Source organism: Dietzia massiliensis (assembly GCF_018390595.1).
Taxonomy (GTDB): Bacteria; Actinomycetota; Actinomycetes; order Mycobacteriales; family Mycobacteriaceae; genus Dietzia; species Dietzia massiliensis.
This window is the reverse complement of record NZ_JAHBAV010000005.1, coordinates 1-15,397: the sequence shown is the minus strand read 5'-3', so window position 1 is coordinate 15,397 and position 15,397 is coordinate 1. Positions and strand designations below refer to the sequence as shown.

General features: G+C 70.6%; 14 protein-coding genes. 5 read left to right on the top strand and 9 right to left on the bottom strand.

Annotated features, from left to right (window positions below):
- Window positions 1-49: 49 nt before the first annotated feature.
- Entirely contained in the window at window positions 50-1,756 is a 1,707-nt protein-coding gene (kstD, locus tag KHA85_RS02345; RefSeq protein WP_236885061.1) for a 3-oxosteroid 1-dehydrogenase, read from the top strand.
- Window position 1,757: 1 nt separating this feature from the next.
- On the top strand, window positions 1,758-2,618 hold the full coding sequence (gene chsH3, locus KHA85_RS02340; RefSeq protein ID WP_213184657.1) for an enoyl-CoA hydratase ChsH3: 861 nt from the start codon (window positions 1,758-1,760) through the stop codon (window positions 2,616-2,618).
- A gap of 94 nt (window positions 2,619-2,712) precedes the next feature.
- Here chsH3 and KHA85_RS02335 read toward each other — a convergent pair whose 3' ends face one another.
- Genes KHA85_RS02335 through KHA85_RS02325 form a run of 3 tightly spaced genes read right to left on the bottom strand, consistent with a single transcriptional unit; the run spans window position 2,713 to window position 4,365 of the window.
- Window positions 2,713-3,756 (bottom strand): LLM class F420-dependent oxidoreductase, encoded by a 1,044-nt coding sequence (locus tag KHA85_RS02335; protein ID WP_213184656.1) that lies wholly within the window; start codon window positions 3,754-3,756, stop codon window positions 2,713-2,715.
- 10 nt (window positions 3,757-3,766) lie between these two features.
- Window positions 3,767-4,111: a hypothetical protein gene (locus tag KHA85_RS02330; RefSeq protein ID WP_213184655.1), complete on the bottom strand. Its 345-nt coding sequence runs from the start codon at window positions 4,109-4,111 to the stop codon at window positions 3,767-3,769.
- The gene (locus KHA85_RS02325) at window positions 4,108-4,365 is read right to left on the bottom strand and encodes a hypothetical protein (protein WP_213184654.1); all 258 of its coding nucleotides are present in this window, start codon (window positions 4,363-4,365) and stop codon (window positions 4,108-4,110) included. Before KHA85_RS02325 ends, KHA85_RS02330 begins: the two co-directional genes overlap by 4 nt.
- Window positions 4,366-4,399: 34 nt before the next feature.
- On the opposite strand from KHA85_RS02325, the gene treS reads away from it, so the two are divergent.
- Together treS and KHA85_RS02315 are read left to right on the top strand one after the other, a co-directional pair.
- Window positions 4,400-6,211: a maltose alpha-D-glucosyltransferase gene (treS, locus tag KHA85_RS02320; RefSeq protein WP_213184653.1), complete on the top strand. Its 1,812-nt coding sequence runs from the start codon at window positions 4,400-4,402 to the stop codon at window positions 6,209-6,211.
- Complete coding sequence (locus KHA85_RS02315) at window positions 6,208-7,587, top strand: maltokinase N-terminal cap-like domain-containing protein (protein WP_213184652.1); 1,380 nt, start codon at window positions 6,208-6,210, stop codon at window positions 7,585-7,587. Before treS ends, KHA85_RS02315 begins: the two co-directional genes overlap by 4 nt.
- Before the next feature lie 128 nt (window positions 7,588-7,715).
- On the opposite strand, the gene KHA85_RS02310 is transcribed toward KHA85_RS02315, so the two are convergent.
- Window positions 7,716-9,368: an AMP-binding protein gene (locus KHA85_RS02310; RefSeq protein ID WP_213184651.1), complete on the bottom strand. Its 1,653-nt coding sequence runs from the start codon at window positions 9,366-9,368 to the stop codon at window positions 7,716-7,718.
- Between the two features lie 186 nt (window positions 9,369-9,554).
- Here KHA85_RS02310 and KHA85_RS02305 point away from each other — a divergent pair, with 186 nt between their 5' ends.
- A complete protein-coding gene (locus KHA85_RS02305; RefSeq protein WP_213184650.1) occupies window positions 9,555-10,634 on the top strand; it encodes an alpha/beta hydrolase in 1,080 nt (359 codons plus the stop codon).
- 192 nt (window positions 10,635-10,826) lie between these two features.
- Here the strand turns inward: KHA85_RS02305 and KHA85_RS02300 are convergent, their stop codons facing one another.
- Genes KHA85_RS02300 through KHA85_RS02280 form a run of 5 tightly spaced genes read right to left on the bottom strand, consistent with a single transcriptional unit; the run spans window position 10,827 to window position 15,375 of the window.
- The gene (locus tag KHA85_RS02300; protein ID WP_236885060.1) at window positions 10,827-11,378 is read right to left on the bottom strand and encodes an oxygenase MpaB family protein; all 552 of its coding nucleotides are present in this window, start codon (window positions 11,376-11,378) and stop codon (window positions 10,827-10,829) included.
- 54 nt (window positions 11,379-11,432) lie between these two features.
- Window positions 11,433-12,605, bottom strand: coding sequence for a lipid-transfer protein (locus KHA85_RS02295; protein WP_213184649.1), 1,173 nt, complete (start codon window positions 12,603-12,605; stop codon window positions 11,433-11,435).
- A complete protein-coding gene (locus KHA85_RS02290) occupies window positions 12,602-13,051 on the bottom strand; it encodes a MaoC family dehydratase (protein ID WP_438802038.1) in 450 nt (149 codons plus the stop codon). The genes KHA85_RS02295 and KHA85_RS02290 overlap by 4 nt, the downstream gene beginning before the upstream one ends.
- Entirely contained in the window at window positions 13,048-14,151 is a 1,104-nt protein-coding gene (locus tag KHA85_RS02285) for a bifunctional MaoC family dehydratase N-terminal/OB-fold nucleic acid binding domain-containing protein (protein WP_236885059.1), read from the bottom strand. The genes KHA85_RS02290 and KHA85_RS02285 overlap by 4 nt, the downstream gene beginning before the upstream one ends.
- A gap of 60 nt (window positions 14,152-14,211) precedes the next feature.
- Window positions 14,212-15,375, bottom strand: coding sequence for an acyl-CoA dehydrogenase family protein (locus KHA85_RS02280; protein WP_213184720.1), 1,164 nt, complete (start codon window positions 15,373-15,375; stop codon window positions 14,212-14,214).
- Window positions 15,376-15,397: the final 22 nt, after the last annotated feature.

Genomic DNA, 15,397 nt, shown 5'->3' with positions numbered 1-15,397 from the left:
TACCTGGGGCGTCTGGCGCGACGGCGATCAGTTCTATAACGTGTTCTACATGGCAGACCAGGAATTCGACGTCGTCGTCGTAGGCAGCGGTGGAGCAGGCATGACGGCCGCCCTCGCGGCAGCAAAGAAGGGCCTCAGCGTGGTCCTCGTAGAGAAGGCCCCGCGCTACGGAGGCTCCACCGCCCGCTCCGGCGGCGGCGTGTGGATCCCCAACAACTCGGTGCTCCAGCGCGACGGTGTCCTCGACACCCCTGAGGCCGCGCGGACCTACCTCCGGTCGATCGTCGGCGACGTCGTCCCGGCCGAGCGGATCGACACCTACGTCGACCGCGGGCCCGAGGTCCTCGACTTCGTCCTCGCCAACTCCCCGCTCCAGCTGGAGTGGGTCAAGGATTACTCCGACTACTACCCGGAGGCCCCCGGCGGTCGCCTCGGAGGTCGGTCCGTCGAGCCGAAGCCGTTCGACCTGCGGCAGCTCGGTTCCGAGGCCGACAAGCTCGAACCCGGTTACGCCAAGGCGCCGGCGAACATGGTGGTCATGCAGTCCGACTACCGGTGGCTCAACCTCCTTCAGCGGCCGACCACCAAGGGCATCCGCCGCTCGATCAAGGTGTCGCTGCGCATGTTCCTCGCGAAGGCCCGTGGGCAGAACTCGGTGGGCATGGGCCGCGCGCTCATCGCGGGCCTCCGCAAGGGCCTGCTCGACGCGGGCGCGCCGGTGTGGCTCGAGACGCCCATGACCGGCCTCGTCACCGAGGGCTCCGGCAACGAGGAGCGGGTCGTCGGCATCACCGCCACGCGGAACGGCGAGGAGATCACGCTGCGCGCGCGCCTCGGCGTGGTGATGGGCTCCGGTGGCTTCGAGCACAACCAGGAGATGCGGGACAAGTACCAGCGTCAGCCCATCCCCACGGACTGGACGGTGGGTGCTGCCGCCAACACCGGCGAGGGCATCGAGGCCATGGAGAAGGTCGGCGCCGAGCTGTCCTTCATGGAGGACGCCTGGTGGGGTCCCACCATCATGCTCCCGCGCGGGCCCTGGTTCGCGCTGGCCGAGCGGTCCCTGCCCTGCTCCTTCATGGTCAACCCGCGCGGTGAGCGCTTCATGAACGAGTCACTGCCCTACGTCGAGGCCGGCCACAAGATGTACGGCGGCGAGTACGGCCAGGGCGAGGGGCCGGCCGAGAACCTGCCGGCCTGGATCATCTTCGACCAGGAGTACAAGAACCGGTACCTCTTCGCCGGTCTGCAGGCCAAGCAGCCGCTGCCCAGGAAGTGGCTCGCGAGCGAGAACTTCCACAAGGCCGACACCCTCGCCGAGCTCGCCGATCTCATCGGCGTGCCGGCCGACGCCCTCGAGCGCACCGCCGAGCGGTTCAACGGCTTCGCCGAGAAGGGCCGCGACGAGGACTTCCAGCGCGGCGAGTCGGGCTACGACCACTACTACGGCGACCCGACCAACAAGCCCAACCCGAGCCTCGGCCCCGTCCGCAAGGCCCCGTTCTACGCGGCCAAGATGGTGCCGGGCGACCTCGGCACCAAGGGCGGCGCGAACACCGACGTCCACGGCCGCGTGCTGCGCGAGGACGGTTCCGTGATCGAGGGCCTCTACGCCGCGGGCAACGCGTCCTCCCCGGTCATGGGTCACACCTACGCCGGGCCGGGCGCCACAATCGGACCCGCCATGGTCTTCGGCTACCTCGCCGTGGAGCACATGCTCGCCTCCACCCCATCCACCCAGAAGACGGGAGTTTGACGTGCCGATCGATCTCGACACCGCCCTCGGGGCACAGCTGCCCTCCCAGGAGTTCTCCTGGACGGCCTCCGACGTGGCGCTCTACGCGCTGTCCGTCGGCGCGGCCGCCGACCCCATGGACACCACCGGTCTCGAGTACGTTCACGACACCGAGCCCAAGGTGCTGCCGTCGTTCGCCACGGTCGCCGCCACGATGAACGTCACCGAGGCGCCGAAGGTGTCCTTCCCCGGCGTGGAGATCGACCTCGCGAAGGTCGTCCACGGCAGCCAGTCCGTCACGCTGCACCGCCCCATCCCGGCGTCCGGCACCGCCGTGACCACCACGACGATCGCCGAGATCCAGGACAAGGGCTCGGCCGCGGTGATCATCCAGGAGTCCGAGACGGTCTCCTCCGACGGCGAGAAGCTGTGGACGTCCCGGTCCGGCATCTTCGCGAAGGGCGAGGGCGACTTCGGCGGTGAGCGCGGAACCTCGGAGAAGGTCGAGTACCCCGAGCGGGACGCCGACCACTCCATCGAGGTGGCCACGCTCCCCCAGCAGGCGCTGTTCTACCGCCTGTGCGGTGACCGCAACCCGCTGCACTCGGACCCCGCGTTCGCCGAGGCCGCCGGGTTCCCGCGTCCGATCCTGCACGGCCTGTGCTCGTACGGCCTGGTCCTGCGTGCGGTGGTCGACGAGGTGCTCGGCGGCGACGTCTCCCGCGTCAGCGGCTACGGAGTCACCTTCGGCGGCATCTTCTTCCCCGGCGAGACCATGCGCATCCGCGTGTGGGAGGAGGGCTCGCGCCTGCTCGTGGCGGCCACCGTCGCGGAGCGCGACGACGCCCCCGTGCTGAAGAACGTCGTGGTCGACCTCGCCTGACCGGCGGCGCCCACGCCTGACGAACTTCCTGACGGACACCCCGCGGTCGATCACCGCGGGGTGTCGTCGTCTCCGCGCCCGGCGCGACCGCGGCTCAGCACATCTCGCGGAACTGCTCCACCAGGCGCAGGCGGCCGGGCGCGTCGAGGGCCATGGGCACCACGGTGAGCGTGGTGGCGCCGGCCTCGCGGAACGCCTCGACCCGCTCGGCGACGTATCCGGCGGGCCCGATGAGGGAGACCGAGCGGACCAGCTCGTCGGGGACCGCCGCGGCGGCCTCCTCCTTCTTGCCGTCCAGGTACAGGTCCTGGATGCGGGCGGCCTCGGCCTCGTAACCGTAGCGGCACGCGAGCTCGTTGTAGAAGTTCTTGCCGCGGGCGCCCATGCCACCGATGTAGAGGGCGAGGTGCGGGCGGACGAGGTCCAGGTAGAAGGGGACCTCGGACTCGTCACAGATCGCCAGGGCGGGGCCGGCGTAGACGTCGAGCTCGCCGAGCGACGGGTCGCGCTTCGCCCTGCCCGCCGCCAGCGCGTCCCCCCACGCGATGTGCGCCTTCTCCGGGTGGAAGAACAGCGGCTGCCATCCGTCCGCGATCTCGGCCGCGAGCTCGACGTTCTTCGGCCCGAGCGCGGCCAGGACGATGGGGATGGTCGAACGCACCGGGTGGTTGATGAGCTTGAGCGGCTTGCCCAGGCCGGTGCCCTGGTCGGCGGGCAGCGGGATCTGGTACTTCTTCCCGTCGTGGACGACCTTCTCGCGGCGCCACACCTTCCGGCAGATCTCGATCACCTCGCGCGTGCGGGCCAGCGGCGCGTCGTACTTCACGCCGTGGAAGCCCTCGACGACCTGCGGGCCGGAGGCGCCCAGGCCCAGCACGAACCGGCCGTCGGAGACGAAGTCCAGCCCGGCGGCGGTCATGGCGGTGAGCGTGGGCGTACGGGTATAGATCTGCAGGATCCCCGACGCCAGCTCCATGGTGGAGGTCTTGGCCGCGAGGTAGCCGAGCTGGCTCACGGCGTCGAACGAGTACGCCTCCGGGACGAACGCGATGTCCAATCCCGCCCTCTCGAGGTCGGCGGCCTCCGCGGCCGTCTCGGCGAACCCGCCGCTGTAGTTCAGAGCCATCCCGATGCGCATGCGCGTCACGCTACCGGGGTGCGGGCACGCCCCTGATCACCGCGTCGACCTCCCCGCCGATGCGCACGAACACCCCGACCCGGCGGCGCAGGGGCGTGTCCGCACGTTCGTAGCCCACGAGGTGGTACCCGGCGTCCGCCGCGACGGCCAGGACAGTGGCCTCGGGGAGGTCGACGTCCGAGGTGGGGACGACGACGAGGTCGCCGCCGCGCAACATCCGGGCCAACCGCAGGGCGCGCGTGCGGTCGTCCCCCCGGCGCCACCACCACCGGCGGGCGGCGACCACCGCGGCGGCGATCCCCCACGCGAGCAGCGGGAGCAGCGCCAGGAAAGTGAGCACCCAGCCGGGGCTCATCGTGTGAACCGCATCGGCTCGAGCCACGGGCCCCGCTGGACGAGCGCCCGCGTGCCCCCGACGGGTTCCCAGCCCCTGGACCGGGCCGCCGCGTAGACGACCGACCTCGGCAACCGCAGCTCCCACGGGCGGATGACCACCTCGTCGTCGTCGCCCTCCAACCGCACGGCGAGCGCACGGGCGCGCCGGCCGTGCCGGTCCCGGAAGGCCCGCATGACGCCGCGGACCCGCTCGGTCGGGTCGATTTTCCGCATGCACCGGATCGTACGGGGCCGTAGGCTCGCCCACATGGCACCCAAGCCGCGCCTGCAGTCCGAGTCCCACCCCGTCGAGTCACGCGCCGCCGACCCACGGCCGGCCGACCCCGAACTCACCGACGACGGCCACGTCGTGGAGCCCAGCGCCGACGACTACAGGCACGCGTCCGAGCTGGAGATCGACCGCGACTGGTACAAGACCGCGGTGTTCTACGAGGTCCTCGTCCGGGCCTTCTACGACTCCGACGGCAACGGCACGGGCGACCTGCGCGGCCTCACCGAGAAGCTCGACTACCTGCAGTGGCTCGGGGTGGACTGCCTGTGGCTGCCGCCGTTCTACGACTCGCCGCTGCGCGACGGCGGCTACGACATCCGCGACTTCCGCACCGTGCTGCCCGAGTTCGGCACCGTCGAGGACTTCGTCGAGTTCCTCGACCAGGCGCACAGCCGCGGCATCCGGGTCATCACCGACCTCGTCATGAACCACACCTCCGACACCCACGCGTGGTTCCAGGAGTCCCGCTCCGACCCGGAGGGCCCGTACGGCGACTTCTACGTGTGGTCCGACGACGACACGCGGTACCCCGAGGCCCGCATCATCTTCGTCGACACCGAGTCGTCCAACTGGACCTACGACCCCGTGCGCGGGCAGTTCTACTGGCACCGCTTCTTCTCCCACCAGCCGGACCTCAACTACGACAACCCCGAGGTCCAGGAGGCGATGATCGACGTCCTGCGCTTCTGGTTGGACCTGGGCATCGACGGCTTCCGCCTGGACGCCGTGCCGTACCTGTTCGAGCGCGACGGCACCAACTGCGAGAACCTGCCCGAGACCCACGAGTTCCTGCGCAGGTGCCGCGCCGTGGTCGAGGAGGAGTACCCCGGCCGGGTCCTGCTCGCCGAGGCCAACCAGTGGCCCGACGACGTGGTGGACTACTACGGCGAGCCCGAGGTGGGCGACGAGTGCCACATGGCGTTCCACTTCCCGCTCATGCCGCGGATCTTCATGGCCGTGCGGCGGCAGTCCCGCTTCCCCGTCACCGAGATCCTCGCCCACACCCCCGACATCCCGTCCTCGGCGCAGTGGGCGATCTTCCTGCGCAACCACGACGAGCTCACGCTCGAGATGGTCACCGACGAGGAACGCGACTACATGTACGCGGAGTACGCCAAGGACCCTCGGATGAAGGCCAACATCGGCATCCGCCGGCGCCTGGCCCCCCTGCTCGACGGCGACACCAACCAGCTCGAGCTGTTCACCGCGCTGCTGCTCAGCCTGCCCGGCTCGCCGATGCTCTACTACGGCGACGAGATCGGGATGGGCGACAACATCTGGCTCGGCGACCGCGACGCCGTCCGCACGCCGATGCAGTGGAGCCCCGACCGCAACGCCGGCTTCTCCCGCTGCGACCCGGGCCGGCTCTACCTGCCGGTCATCATGGACCCGCAGTACGGCTACCAGGGCGTCAACGTGGAGGCGCAGATGAACTCCACCGCGAGCCTCCTGCACTGGACCCGGCGGATGATCCACGTCCGCAAGGGCCACCACGCGTTCGGCCTGGGCGAGTTCGTCGACCTCGGCGGCTCCAACCCGTCGATCCTGTCCTACCTGCGCACGCTCGAGGGCGCCGACGGCGAGCCCGACGTCATCCTCTGCGTCAACAACCTGTCCCGGTTCCCGCAGGCCGTGCGGCTGGACCTGGCCGAGTTCGCCGGCCGCCAGCCGTACGAGCTCACCGGCGGGGTGCCGTTCCCCGAGATCGACGCCGACCCCTACCAGCTCACGCTGCCCGGGTACGGCTTCTACTGGCTCGAACTGCGCAGCCCGGAGGAGGGTCCGTGAGTATCGCCCCCATCGACGACGCCACCCTGGCCCGACTGCTCACGGACTGGCTGCCCGAGCAGCGCTGGTTCGCCGGCAAGGGACTCGAGCTCAGCGGCGTGCGGGTCGCCCGGCGCGCCGTGATGCTGGACGATCCGGAGGTGCTGGTCGAGCACCTGCTCGTCGATCTCGAGGTGGACGGTCGGCCACAGCGCTATCAGGTGCCCATCGCCACCGCGCCGGAGCTGCCGGGCGACCGGCGCGCGTTCCCGCTGACCCCCGAGGGCGCCTCCCCCGTCGTCTACGACGGACTGCGTGACCCGCGCGGGACCGAGTCACTGTTGCGGCACCTGGGTGAGCAGGCCCAGGTCGGGGGCCTGCGCTTCCGCCTCGTCGCCGACGCGCCCGTGCCCGAACCCACGGGGGGGCGACTGCTCGAGGGCGAGCAGTCCAACTCCTCCCTGGTGTTCGGCGACGACCTCATGGTCAAGCTGTTCCGCCTCGTCCAGCCGGGCGTCAACCCGGACGTGGAGCTCCACGCCGCGCTGGCCGACCGGGACTGCCCGGCCGTGGCGGCGCTGCGGGGGTGGGTGGAACTGGACGACGGCGAGGTGGGCGACACCGGAGCCGGGCCCACGACCCTGGCGATGGCCCAGGAGTTCATGGCGGGCGCGGCCGACGGGTGGGCGATGGCCACGGCGAGCGTGCGGGACCTGTTCGCCGAGGCCGACCTCCTGGCCGAGGAGGTGGGCACAGACTTCGCCGACGAGGCCTGCCGGCTCGGCGCGGCCGTGGCGCAGGTACACGAGGACCTGGCGGCCGCGACCGGGGTGACGACCCGCGACGGGACCGACCTCGTGGCGTCGATGCGGGCGCGGCTGGACGCGGCGGTGGCCGAGGTGCCGGCGCTGGCGGAGTTCGCGGACGCCGCGCGCGCGGTGTTCGACGAGGTCGCCGGCTCCGGCCCGGTGCGGGTCCACCGCATCCACGGCGACCTGCACCTCGGCCAGACCCTGCGCGCGCCGGACCGCTGGATCGTCATCGACTTCGAGGGTGAGCCGGCCGCACCGCTGGCCGAGCGCCGGGTCCCGGACTCGCCGGCGCGGGACGTGGCGGGAATCCTGCGCAGTCTCGACTACGCGGCCCAGCACACGCTCGTCGGCGTGGAGGACCGGCAGTTGCGCTTCCGGGCCCGCGAGTGGCGTGACCGCAACGTCGACGCTTTCTGCTCGGGGTACGCCGAGGTCAGCGACGTCGATCCCCGCGACTCCGGGGCTCTCCTGCGGGCGTACACGCTGGACAAGGCCCTGTATGAGGTGGTCTACGAGTCACGGAACCGGCCCGGGTGGGTCCCGGTACCGATGGGCGCGGTGGAGCGGCTCCTCTCCGCCGGCTGACCGGCTCCGCACTCCGCGAGACACGACGCGCGCTCCCCGCGACGCACCGCGGCCGGGCCCGCTGGTGTGGACCCGGCCGGGGGCTGTCAGTTCTCGTGCGTCACTGCTCGGACGTCACTGATCGCGCGTCACTGGGTGGAGATCTGCTCCTTGGCCCACTTGTAGTCGGCTTTGCCCGCGGGCGAGCGGCGGATCTCGGGCACGACGACGATCACCTTGGGCACTTTGTAGTTGGCCAGGGACTCACGCAGGAATGCGGAGAGTTCCTCCGGCTCGGCCGACGTGCCCTCGCGGAAGGACACGACTGCGGCGACCTTCTGTCCGAAGCGCGGGTCGGGGGCGCCGGCGACCAGCGCGTCGTGCACGGCCGGGTGGGCCTTGAGCGCCTGCTCGACCTCTTCGGGGAAGACCTTCTCGCCGCCCGTGTTGATGCAGCCCGAGCCGCGGCCCAGGAACACGATGGAGCCGTCCTCGCGGATCCGGCCCATGTCGCCGAGCACCGCGACCCGCTGACCGTCGACCACGGGGAAGGTCTTGGCGGTCTTCTCCGGGTCGTTCCAGTAGCCGAGCGGGACGTGACCGCGGCGCACGATGTAGCCCACCACGTCTGATCCGGGGGCGACCGGCTGGTTGGACTCGTCGATCAGCCCGAGGCGCGGGGTCGGCGCCAGGACCATCTCGCCGTCCTCGTTGAGGTTGAGCTCGCCGTCGTTGCCGGTCTCGGAGGCGCCGAAGTTGTCGCGGATGATGACGTTCGGGAACTCCTCGTGCAGGCGGTCACGCGAAGACTTGGACCAGATGCCGCCGCCGGAGGCGACCATGAACATCGAGCTGAAGTCCTTGGTTTTCTTGGCGTCGAGCAGGGCGTCGGTGATCGGCACGGCCATGCCGTCGCCGACGAACATCAACAGGCCAGCCTTGTGCTCGGCGGTCGCGTCCACGATGACCTCCGGGTCGAAGTCGCGGAACAGGATCAGGTGGCCGCCCATGTTCACGAAGGTCAGCAGCGTGAACAGTCCGGCGCCGTGCATGAGCGGGGCGGAGATGACGACGCGGAAGCCGCCGTCTGGCGAGACGTTGTCCGCGACCTCCTGCGGGCTGTGCCGCTTGTCGCCGTAGGGGTTACCGCCGGACAGGCACGCGTAGTAGTAGTCCGACATCTCCCACTGGACGCCCTTGGGGAACCCGGTCGTGCCGCCGGTGTAGACGATCCAGTGGTCGTCACCGCGGGCCGGTTCGAAATCGCGCTCCGACGACTGCTCCGGCAGCTCGGCGTCGACGTCGACCAGGGTGAGACCGGCGGCCGCACACGCGTCCACGAGGACCTGAGGCGTCCCGCCGACGGCGAGAACCGTGCGCGTGCTGGTCAGCTGCGGCACAGCGGCGGCCATCGTCTCGGCGAACTCGGCGTCCACCATCACGGCGACCGACTGCGAGTCGTTGAACAGGTAGACGAGCTCGGCCGGGGTGTAGCGGTAGTTGACGTTGATCCCGGCCACTCGGATCTTCATGGACGCCACGATGGCGGCCATGTGCTCGGCGCTGTTCTTCATGTACAGCGCGACGTGACTGAGCGGTTCCGCGCCGTAGGCCTTGAGGAGGTGACCCATCCGGTTGGCGAGCTCGTCGATCTGCCGGTACGTGTAGTCGACACCGTCCATGGTGAGCAGCAGGTTGTCCGGGATCTTGTCGACCACGGCCTCGAACACGGCGGCTTCGTTCATGTCCGGGTTGGTTCCGGCGAGGGGATCGGTGGACTGATCGGCAACTGCGTCGGTCATCGGGGCAGGTCCTTAAGAGCGGCGGGTGTGTGTCTGATCTCACATTGTGGCCTGAACTTGTTCTCATGTCCAGACCGGGTCCTGAGCAGCGACAATCGGACATTACTGCAACCAGTTCTACCTGGCGACATACCTCCGGGCATGGTTACGGGTGACCACCGTCGGTCGAGCGTCTACATTGCGCACATGAGCGGATCACGGTCCCGACATCCCGGCCCGCCGTACGACGGTGGCCTCCGACTGCCACGCTCGACCGGGTCCGGCGAGGTCCCCCAGGACGGCCGCCGTTCGTCCGACCGCGAGGCCGACCGGCCGTCCCGGCGGGGGCCCGTCCTCCAGGGCCCGGCCGAGCAGGGGACGCTGCGCTCGCGGAGCCTCGCCGAGGCGTTGCGCCTGTTCGTGCGCCCCGCCCTGGACCGGATGCCCGCGACCGACGCCTCGCTCGGGCGGCTGCGGACCCTCACCTCGGGAACGGGCCGCGCCGCCGCGCTGGAGAGCACCAACGACTGGTCGTCGGACGGGCCGGTGCCCGGCCTGTGGGTGGGCCGCAAGCGGTTCTTCGACTCCGACAAGGTGATCTACCACGTCCACGGCGGCGGCTTCACGTTCGGATCCCCGTGGTCACATAAGGCGCTCGCGTCCCGGATCGCCAGCGAGACCGGCATTCCGGTCTTCCTGCCGGATTACCGGCTCGCGCCCGAGCATCCGCACCCGGCGGCCACCGAGGACACTATCGCCGGCTGGGAGTGGCTGATCGAGATGGGGTTCCCGGCCGAGAACATCGTGGTCGCCGGCGACTCGGCCGGGGGCAACCTGGCCCTGCAGCTGGTAGCCCACCTCGAGAGGACGCGGGCGCCGATGCCGGCGGGCGTCGTGCTGCTCTCCCCCTGGGTCGACCTGGACTTCACGGACATGACCGAGCGGGACCGGGCGCGCAAGGACCCGTTCCTCGCCCTGGGGCTCGCCGAACTGTGCCGACGCCAGTACGCGCCCGGGGTGGACCCGGACGATCCGGCCATCTCCCCGATCAACTACGAGCCGTCCCCGGACTGGCCGCCGTTCCTCATCCAGGCCGGCGGCCAGGAGATCTTCCGGGGCGGGATCGAGCGGATGGCGGAGAACTTCGCCGAGCACGGCGTGCGCCACGAGTTCCAGCTCTGGCCGGACCAGTTCCACGTGTTCCAGGTCTTCCATCCGCTCGTCCCGGAGGCTCGGGTCGCGGTCCGCGACATCGGGTCGTTCGTCCGGGGGTGCCTGCGCCGCTGAGCCGGCGGCGCGGGCGCGCGTCGGGCCACGTCCGGCGTGCGCGGACGCGTGTCAGGCGTGCGCGGACACGGCCTTCCGGGACGCGCGCAGCAGCAGGTCCTTGGGCAGTTCGCGAACCCGTCGCGGCGTCCTGCGGTACAGGCGTGCCCCCACGGCCATCAGCGTGCTGAACCGGCGCTCGTCGACCGGGCTCTAGGCGAAGCCGTACGCGTCCCGCAGCTGCGCGGGCAGCAACCCGATGGTGAGGAAGCGCATGAGGCGGAAGACCGGGCGGGCCGGCAGGGGGTGCCCGGACGGGTCGAGCAGCCTGGCCCCGTACTCACGCACCCGCTCGTCGATCTCGATCCCGTCCAGGGTCCGCGCCACGTAGGCGTCGTAGGCCGCCCGGTCGGCCGGCCAGTCCTCCGGCGGGACCTGCAGCGAGGTGCCGTAGGTCTGGAACTCGCGGTAGAGCCGCTCGGCGGCCTCGTCGTCGAGTGGACCGAACATGCGCTGCCACATGTCCCGCCCGCCGTAGTACATGCACCCGGCCACCCAGAGCTGCAGCCCGGGGTCGAAGGCCGAGTACTCGACCGGATCCCGTAGCGCCCGGCTGTGGTCGGCGACGCCGTGCCCGACCGGCTGCAGGGCGATCTCCATGAGGAACCGCCTGGGCGCCCCGGCCAGGAACGCGGCGTCGCCCACGACGTCGTGGAGCGTCGGGCCGCGGACGGCATCGTCGGCGAGGCGACAGGCGAGGGTCATGCACCCACCCTAACGCCGATCACATATATGTGATGTGACTTCCGGTGAACCGGGTCAGACGGTGAGGACCAGTCCCGAGGTGGGCACGCCGGTCCCTGCGGTGACGACGAGCTTCTCGGCGCCGGCGACCTGGTTGACCGACTCCCCGCGGAGCTGACGCACGCCCTCGGCGATGCCGTTCATACCGTGGATGTACGCCTCGCCGAGCTGGCCGCCGTGGGTGTTGAGCGGCAACCGGCCGCCCACCTCGAGGGCGCCGTGCTCGCGGACGAAGTCCTTGGCCTCGCCGCGCCCGCAGAAGCCGAGCTCCTCGAGCTGCATGAGCACGTACGGCGTGAAGTGGTCGTACAGCACCGCCATGTCCATGTCCTCGGGCCGCAGGCCGGACTGGGACCACAGCTGGTCGCCGACGATCCCCATCTCGGGCAGCCCCGCGAGCTCGGGGCGATAGTACGAGGTCATGATGTACTGGTCCGGCCCGGAACCCGAGGCCGCGGCCGCGATCGAGACCGGCGTGTGCGGCAGGTCGCGGGCCCGCTCGGGCGTGGTCACCACGATCGCCTGGCCGCCGTCCGACTCCTGGCAGCAGTCCAGCAGGTGCAGGGGCTCGGCGATGTAGCGCGAGGCCTGGTGCTCCTCCAGCGTGATGGGCTTGCCGTGGAAGAACGCCGCCGGGTTGGCCGCGGCGTGCTTGCGGTCCACCACCGCGACACGGCCGAAGTCCTCGCTCGTCGCGCCGTACTCGTGCATGTAGCGCTGCGCGACCATCGCGACGAACCCGGCCGGGGTGGACAGGCCGTGCGGATAGGAGAACGCGTTGTCCGTGCCCGAGGAGTTCACCTGGTGCACGAGCGCCGAGTTGACCTGCCCGAAGCGCATCCCCGAGCGCTCGTTGAACGCGCGGTAGCAGACCACGACCTCCGCCACGCCGGTCGCCACGGCCATCGCCGCCTGCTGGACCGTCGCACACGCCGCGCCGCCGCCGTAGTGGATGCGGGAGAAGAAGTTGAGGCTGCCGATCCCGGCGGCGCGGGCGACGGCGACCTCGGTGTTGGTGTCCATCGTGAACGACACCAGGCCGTCGACGTCTGACGGCTGCAGTCCGGCGTCGGCCACCGCCGCGCGGACGGCCTCGGCGGCCAGACGGAGCTCGGACCTGCCGGAGTCCTTGGAGAAATCGGTCGCGCCGATGCCGACGATCGACGCCTTGTCCGCGAGGGAGCTCACTGCGGGTCTCCGTTCATGTAGAGGGTCGCGGTCGAGGTGACGTGCGCGCCCAGCGAGTCCGTGCCGACGATCTTCAGCGTGACCAGCCCGTCGTCGTCGATCCCCGTGACCTCACCCGTGAGGGTGAGGGAGTCGTACGCGTACCAGGGCACGCCGAGGCGCAGCTTGATCGACGTGATGCGGGCCCGCTGGCCCGCCCAGTCGGTGACGAACCGCTGCACGAGACCGGTGTCGGTGAGGATGTTGACGAAGATGTCGTTCGAGCCCTTGGCGTGGGCCAGGTCGCGGTCGTGGTGGACGTCCTGGAAGTCCCGCGTCGCCAGGGCGGAGGCCACGATGAACGTCGGCGTCCCCTCGATGGTCAGCTCGGGCAGCCGGTCCCCCACTCGCGCGGCGGGCGGCTCGGCGGGGCAGATCACGTCGGTCACTGCACTGTTCTCGCTCACTTGACGGCCCCTTCCCGGGCCTCGGGCATCTGACGGTCCACCGTGGGCGCGCCGGCCGGTCGCCAGGCGTACAGCGTCCACGGATCGGTGCCGAAGGCCGCGTCCTCGGACTCGTCACCCGGCATGTCGAGGAACTCCACCTCGACGTCCATACCGATGCGGACCTCGGCGGGGTCGACGTCGCGCAGCTCGCCGAGCATGCGCACGCCCTCCTCCAGCTCCACCAGCGCGATGACGAAGGGGAATTTCGTGCGGCCCGGAACCCGTGGCGCGTGGTGGACCACGAAGCTGTACACGGTGCCGCGGCCGGAGGACACGACGTAGTCGGTCTGCTCGGACTTGTCCTTCCACAGCGCCGGCACGGGCGGGTGCTGCAGTGAGCCGTCCTCGCGCTTCTGGATGCGCAGCTCGTGGGCGGCGACGCCGTCCCAGAAGAACTGCGTGTCGTGCGAGACCGACGGGCGCAGGACCTTGCCCACCACCAGGTCGTCGGTCGCCGAGCCGGAGCTGGCGACGATCCGCTCCTCCGATGCGGCCGGCTCGGCGGTCCTGGCCGGCGGGCGGAACTTGAGGATCCGGAAGTCCATCTCGGCCACGACCTCGTCGCCGACGCGCCAGTAGTTGCGGGTGGTGAAGAACCAGCCCTCGCCCAGGCCCGTGGTCTTGGGGCCCACCACGTCGACGAGGACCGACTGGATGGTCACCTCCTCGCCCGGGCGGGTGTACCGGTGGTAGGTGGAGTCGCAGTTGGTCGCGACGACCGAGGTGAAGCCCTCGGCGTCGAGGATGTCGGTCATGCGGCCCAGCGGGTCGTCGGCCTCGCGGGTCTTGCCGAGCCCGCGCATGGTCCACACCTGCGCCATCGCGGGCGGGGCGACGAGTCCGCCGTGGCCGGCCGCGACGGCCGCCTCCTCGGACTCGTAGATCGGGTTGGTGTCGCCGATCGCCTCGGTCCAGTTGCGGATCATCGGCAGGTTGATGGGGTCGCGACCCGCGCGGCGGGCGCTTCCGCCGGAGGCCTTGACCTCGTCGGCCGCGGCGAGGATGCGCGAGGTGCGCTCGTCGGTCACTGTGTCGTTGAACACCGTGTCGTCACTCATGGGTGCCTTCTCGTCGGGGTGGGATGCGCAGCGGGCCGCGCTGTCGGGACGGGGCCGGCGTCAGCGCGCCGTGCGGGGCATGCCGAGGCCGCCCATGCAGACCAGCTCACGCATGACCTCGTTGACGCCGCCGCCGAAGGTGATCACGACGTTGCGCTTGTTCATCATGTCGAACCAGCGCTGCAGCGCCGCCGTGTCGGGATCGGTGAGGTCGCCGAAGCGGCCGAGCAGTTCCTCGACGATCCGGCCGACGTGCTGGATCTTCTCCGTGGAGAACACCTTCGACGCGGCGGAGTCGCCCATCGACGGGTTGTCGCCCGTCGAGGAGACCTGCCAGTTGAGCAGCTCGTTGAGCCGGACGATCGCGAAGATCTCCGCGAGGCCACGCCGCACCTCGGGCCGGTCCAGGTGGCGCACGCCGTCGGCGCCGGTGCCGCGGGCCCAGGCGGCGAGCTCGTCGTAGTACCCGCCCGGCCGGCCCGACGGGGCGAGCATGACGCGCTCGTGGTTGAGCTGCGTGGTGAGCATCTTCCAGCCGCCGTCGACCTCGCCCACGACCATGTCCGCCGGGACGCGCACGTCCGAGTAGTAGGTCGCGTTGACGTGGTGGGCGCCGTCGCAGGTGATGATCGGCGTGAACGAGAAGCCGGGGTCGGTGGTGTCCACGATGAAGATCGTCAGCCCGCGGTGCCGGGAATCGGGGGTGCCGGTGCGGGCGGCGAGCCAGATGTAGTCGGCGTGGTGCCCGCCGGTGGTCCACATCTTCTGCCCGTTGATGATCCAGTCGCCGGTCGCCTCGTCCCTGCGCGCCGTGGTGCGCAACGCGGCGAGGTCGGTGCCGGCGTCGGGCTCGGAGTACCCGATCGCGAAGTGGATCGTCCCGTCGAGGATCCCCGGGAGGAACTTCTCCTTCTGCTTCTCGGTGCCGTACTTCTGCAGAGTCGGGCCGACGGTCTGCAGCGTCACCGAGGGCAGCGGCACGTCGGCGCGGGTGGCCTCGTTGGTGAAGATCTGCTGCTCGATGTGGCCGAAGCCCTTGCCGCCGTACTCGGTGGGCCAGCCCACGCCCAGCCAGCCGTCGCGGCCCATCCGCTTGATGATCTCCGCGTAGGTGTCGCCGTGACGCGTGGTCGCGATGTCCGCGGCCTCCTCCGGCGAGATGAGGGTGGAGAAGTACTCGCGCAGCTCGGCCTGCAGCGCGCGCTGCTCGGCGGTGAGGTCGATGAACGCGCCCTCGGCGTCGGCG

Excerpts from the sequence above, each read along its gene's own strand:
- KHA85_RS02300 (WP_236885060.1), bottom strand. The coding sequence starts at position 11,378 with ATGACCCTCGCCTGTCGCCTCGCCGACGATGCCGTCCGCGGCCCGACG.
- treS (WP_213184653.1), top strand. The coding sequence starts at position 4,400 with ATGGCACCCAAGCCGCGCCTGCAGTCCGAGTCCCACCCCGTCGAGTCA.
- KHA85_RS02305 (WP_213184650.1), top strand. The coding sequence starts at position 9,555 with ATGAGCGGATCACGGTCCCGACATCCCGGCCCGCCGTACGACGGTGGC.
- kstD (WP_236885061.1), top strand. The coding sequence starts at position 50 with ATGGCAGACCAGGAATTCGACGTCGTCGTCGTAGGCAGCGGTGGAGCA.
- KHA85_RS02325 (WP_213184654.1), bottom strand. The coding sequence starts at position 4,365 with ATGCGGAAAATCGACCCGACCGAGCGGGTCCGCGGCGTCATGCGGGCC.
- KHA85_RS02330 (WP_213184655.1), bottom strand. The coding sequence starts at position 4,111 with ATGAGCCCCGGCTGGGTGCTCACTTTCCTGGCGCTGCTCCCGCTGCTC.
- KHA85_RS02335 (WP_213184656.1), bottom strand. The coding sequence starts at position 3,756 with ATGCGCATCGGGATGGCTCTGAACTACAGCGGCGGGTTCGCCGAGACG.
- KHA85_RS02285 (WP_236885059.1), bottom strand. The coding sequence starts at position 14,151 with ATGAGTGACGACACGGTGTTCAACGACACAGTGACCGACGAGCGCACC.
- KHA85_RS02310 (WP_213184651.1), bottom strand. The coding sequence starts at position 9,368 with ATGACCGACGCAGTTGCCGATCAGTCCACCGATCCCCTCGCCGGAACC.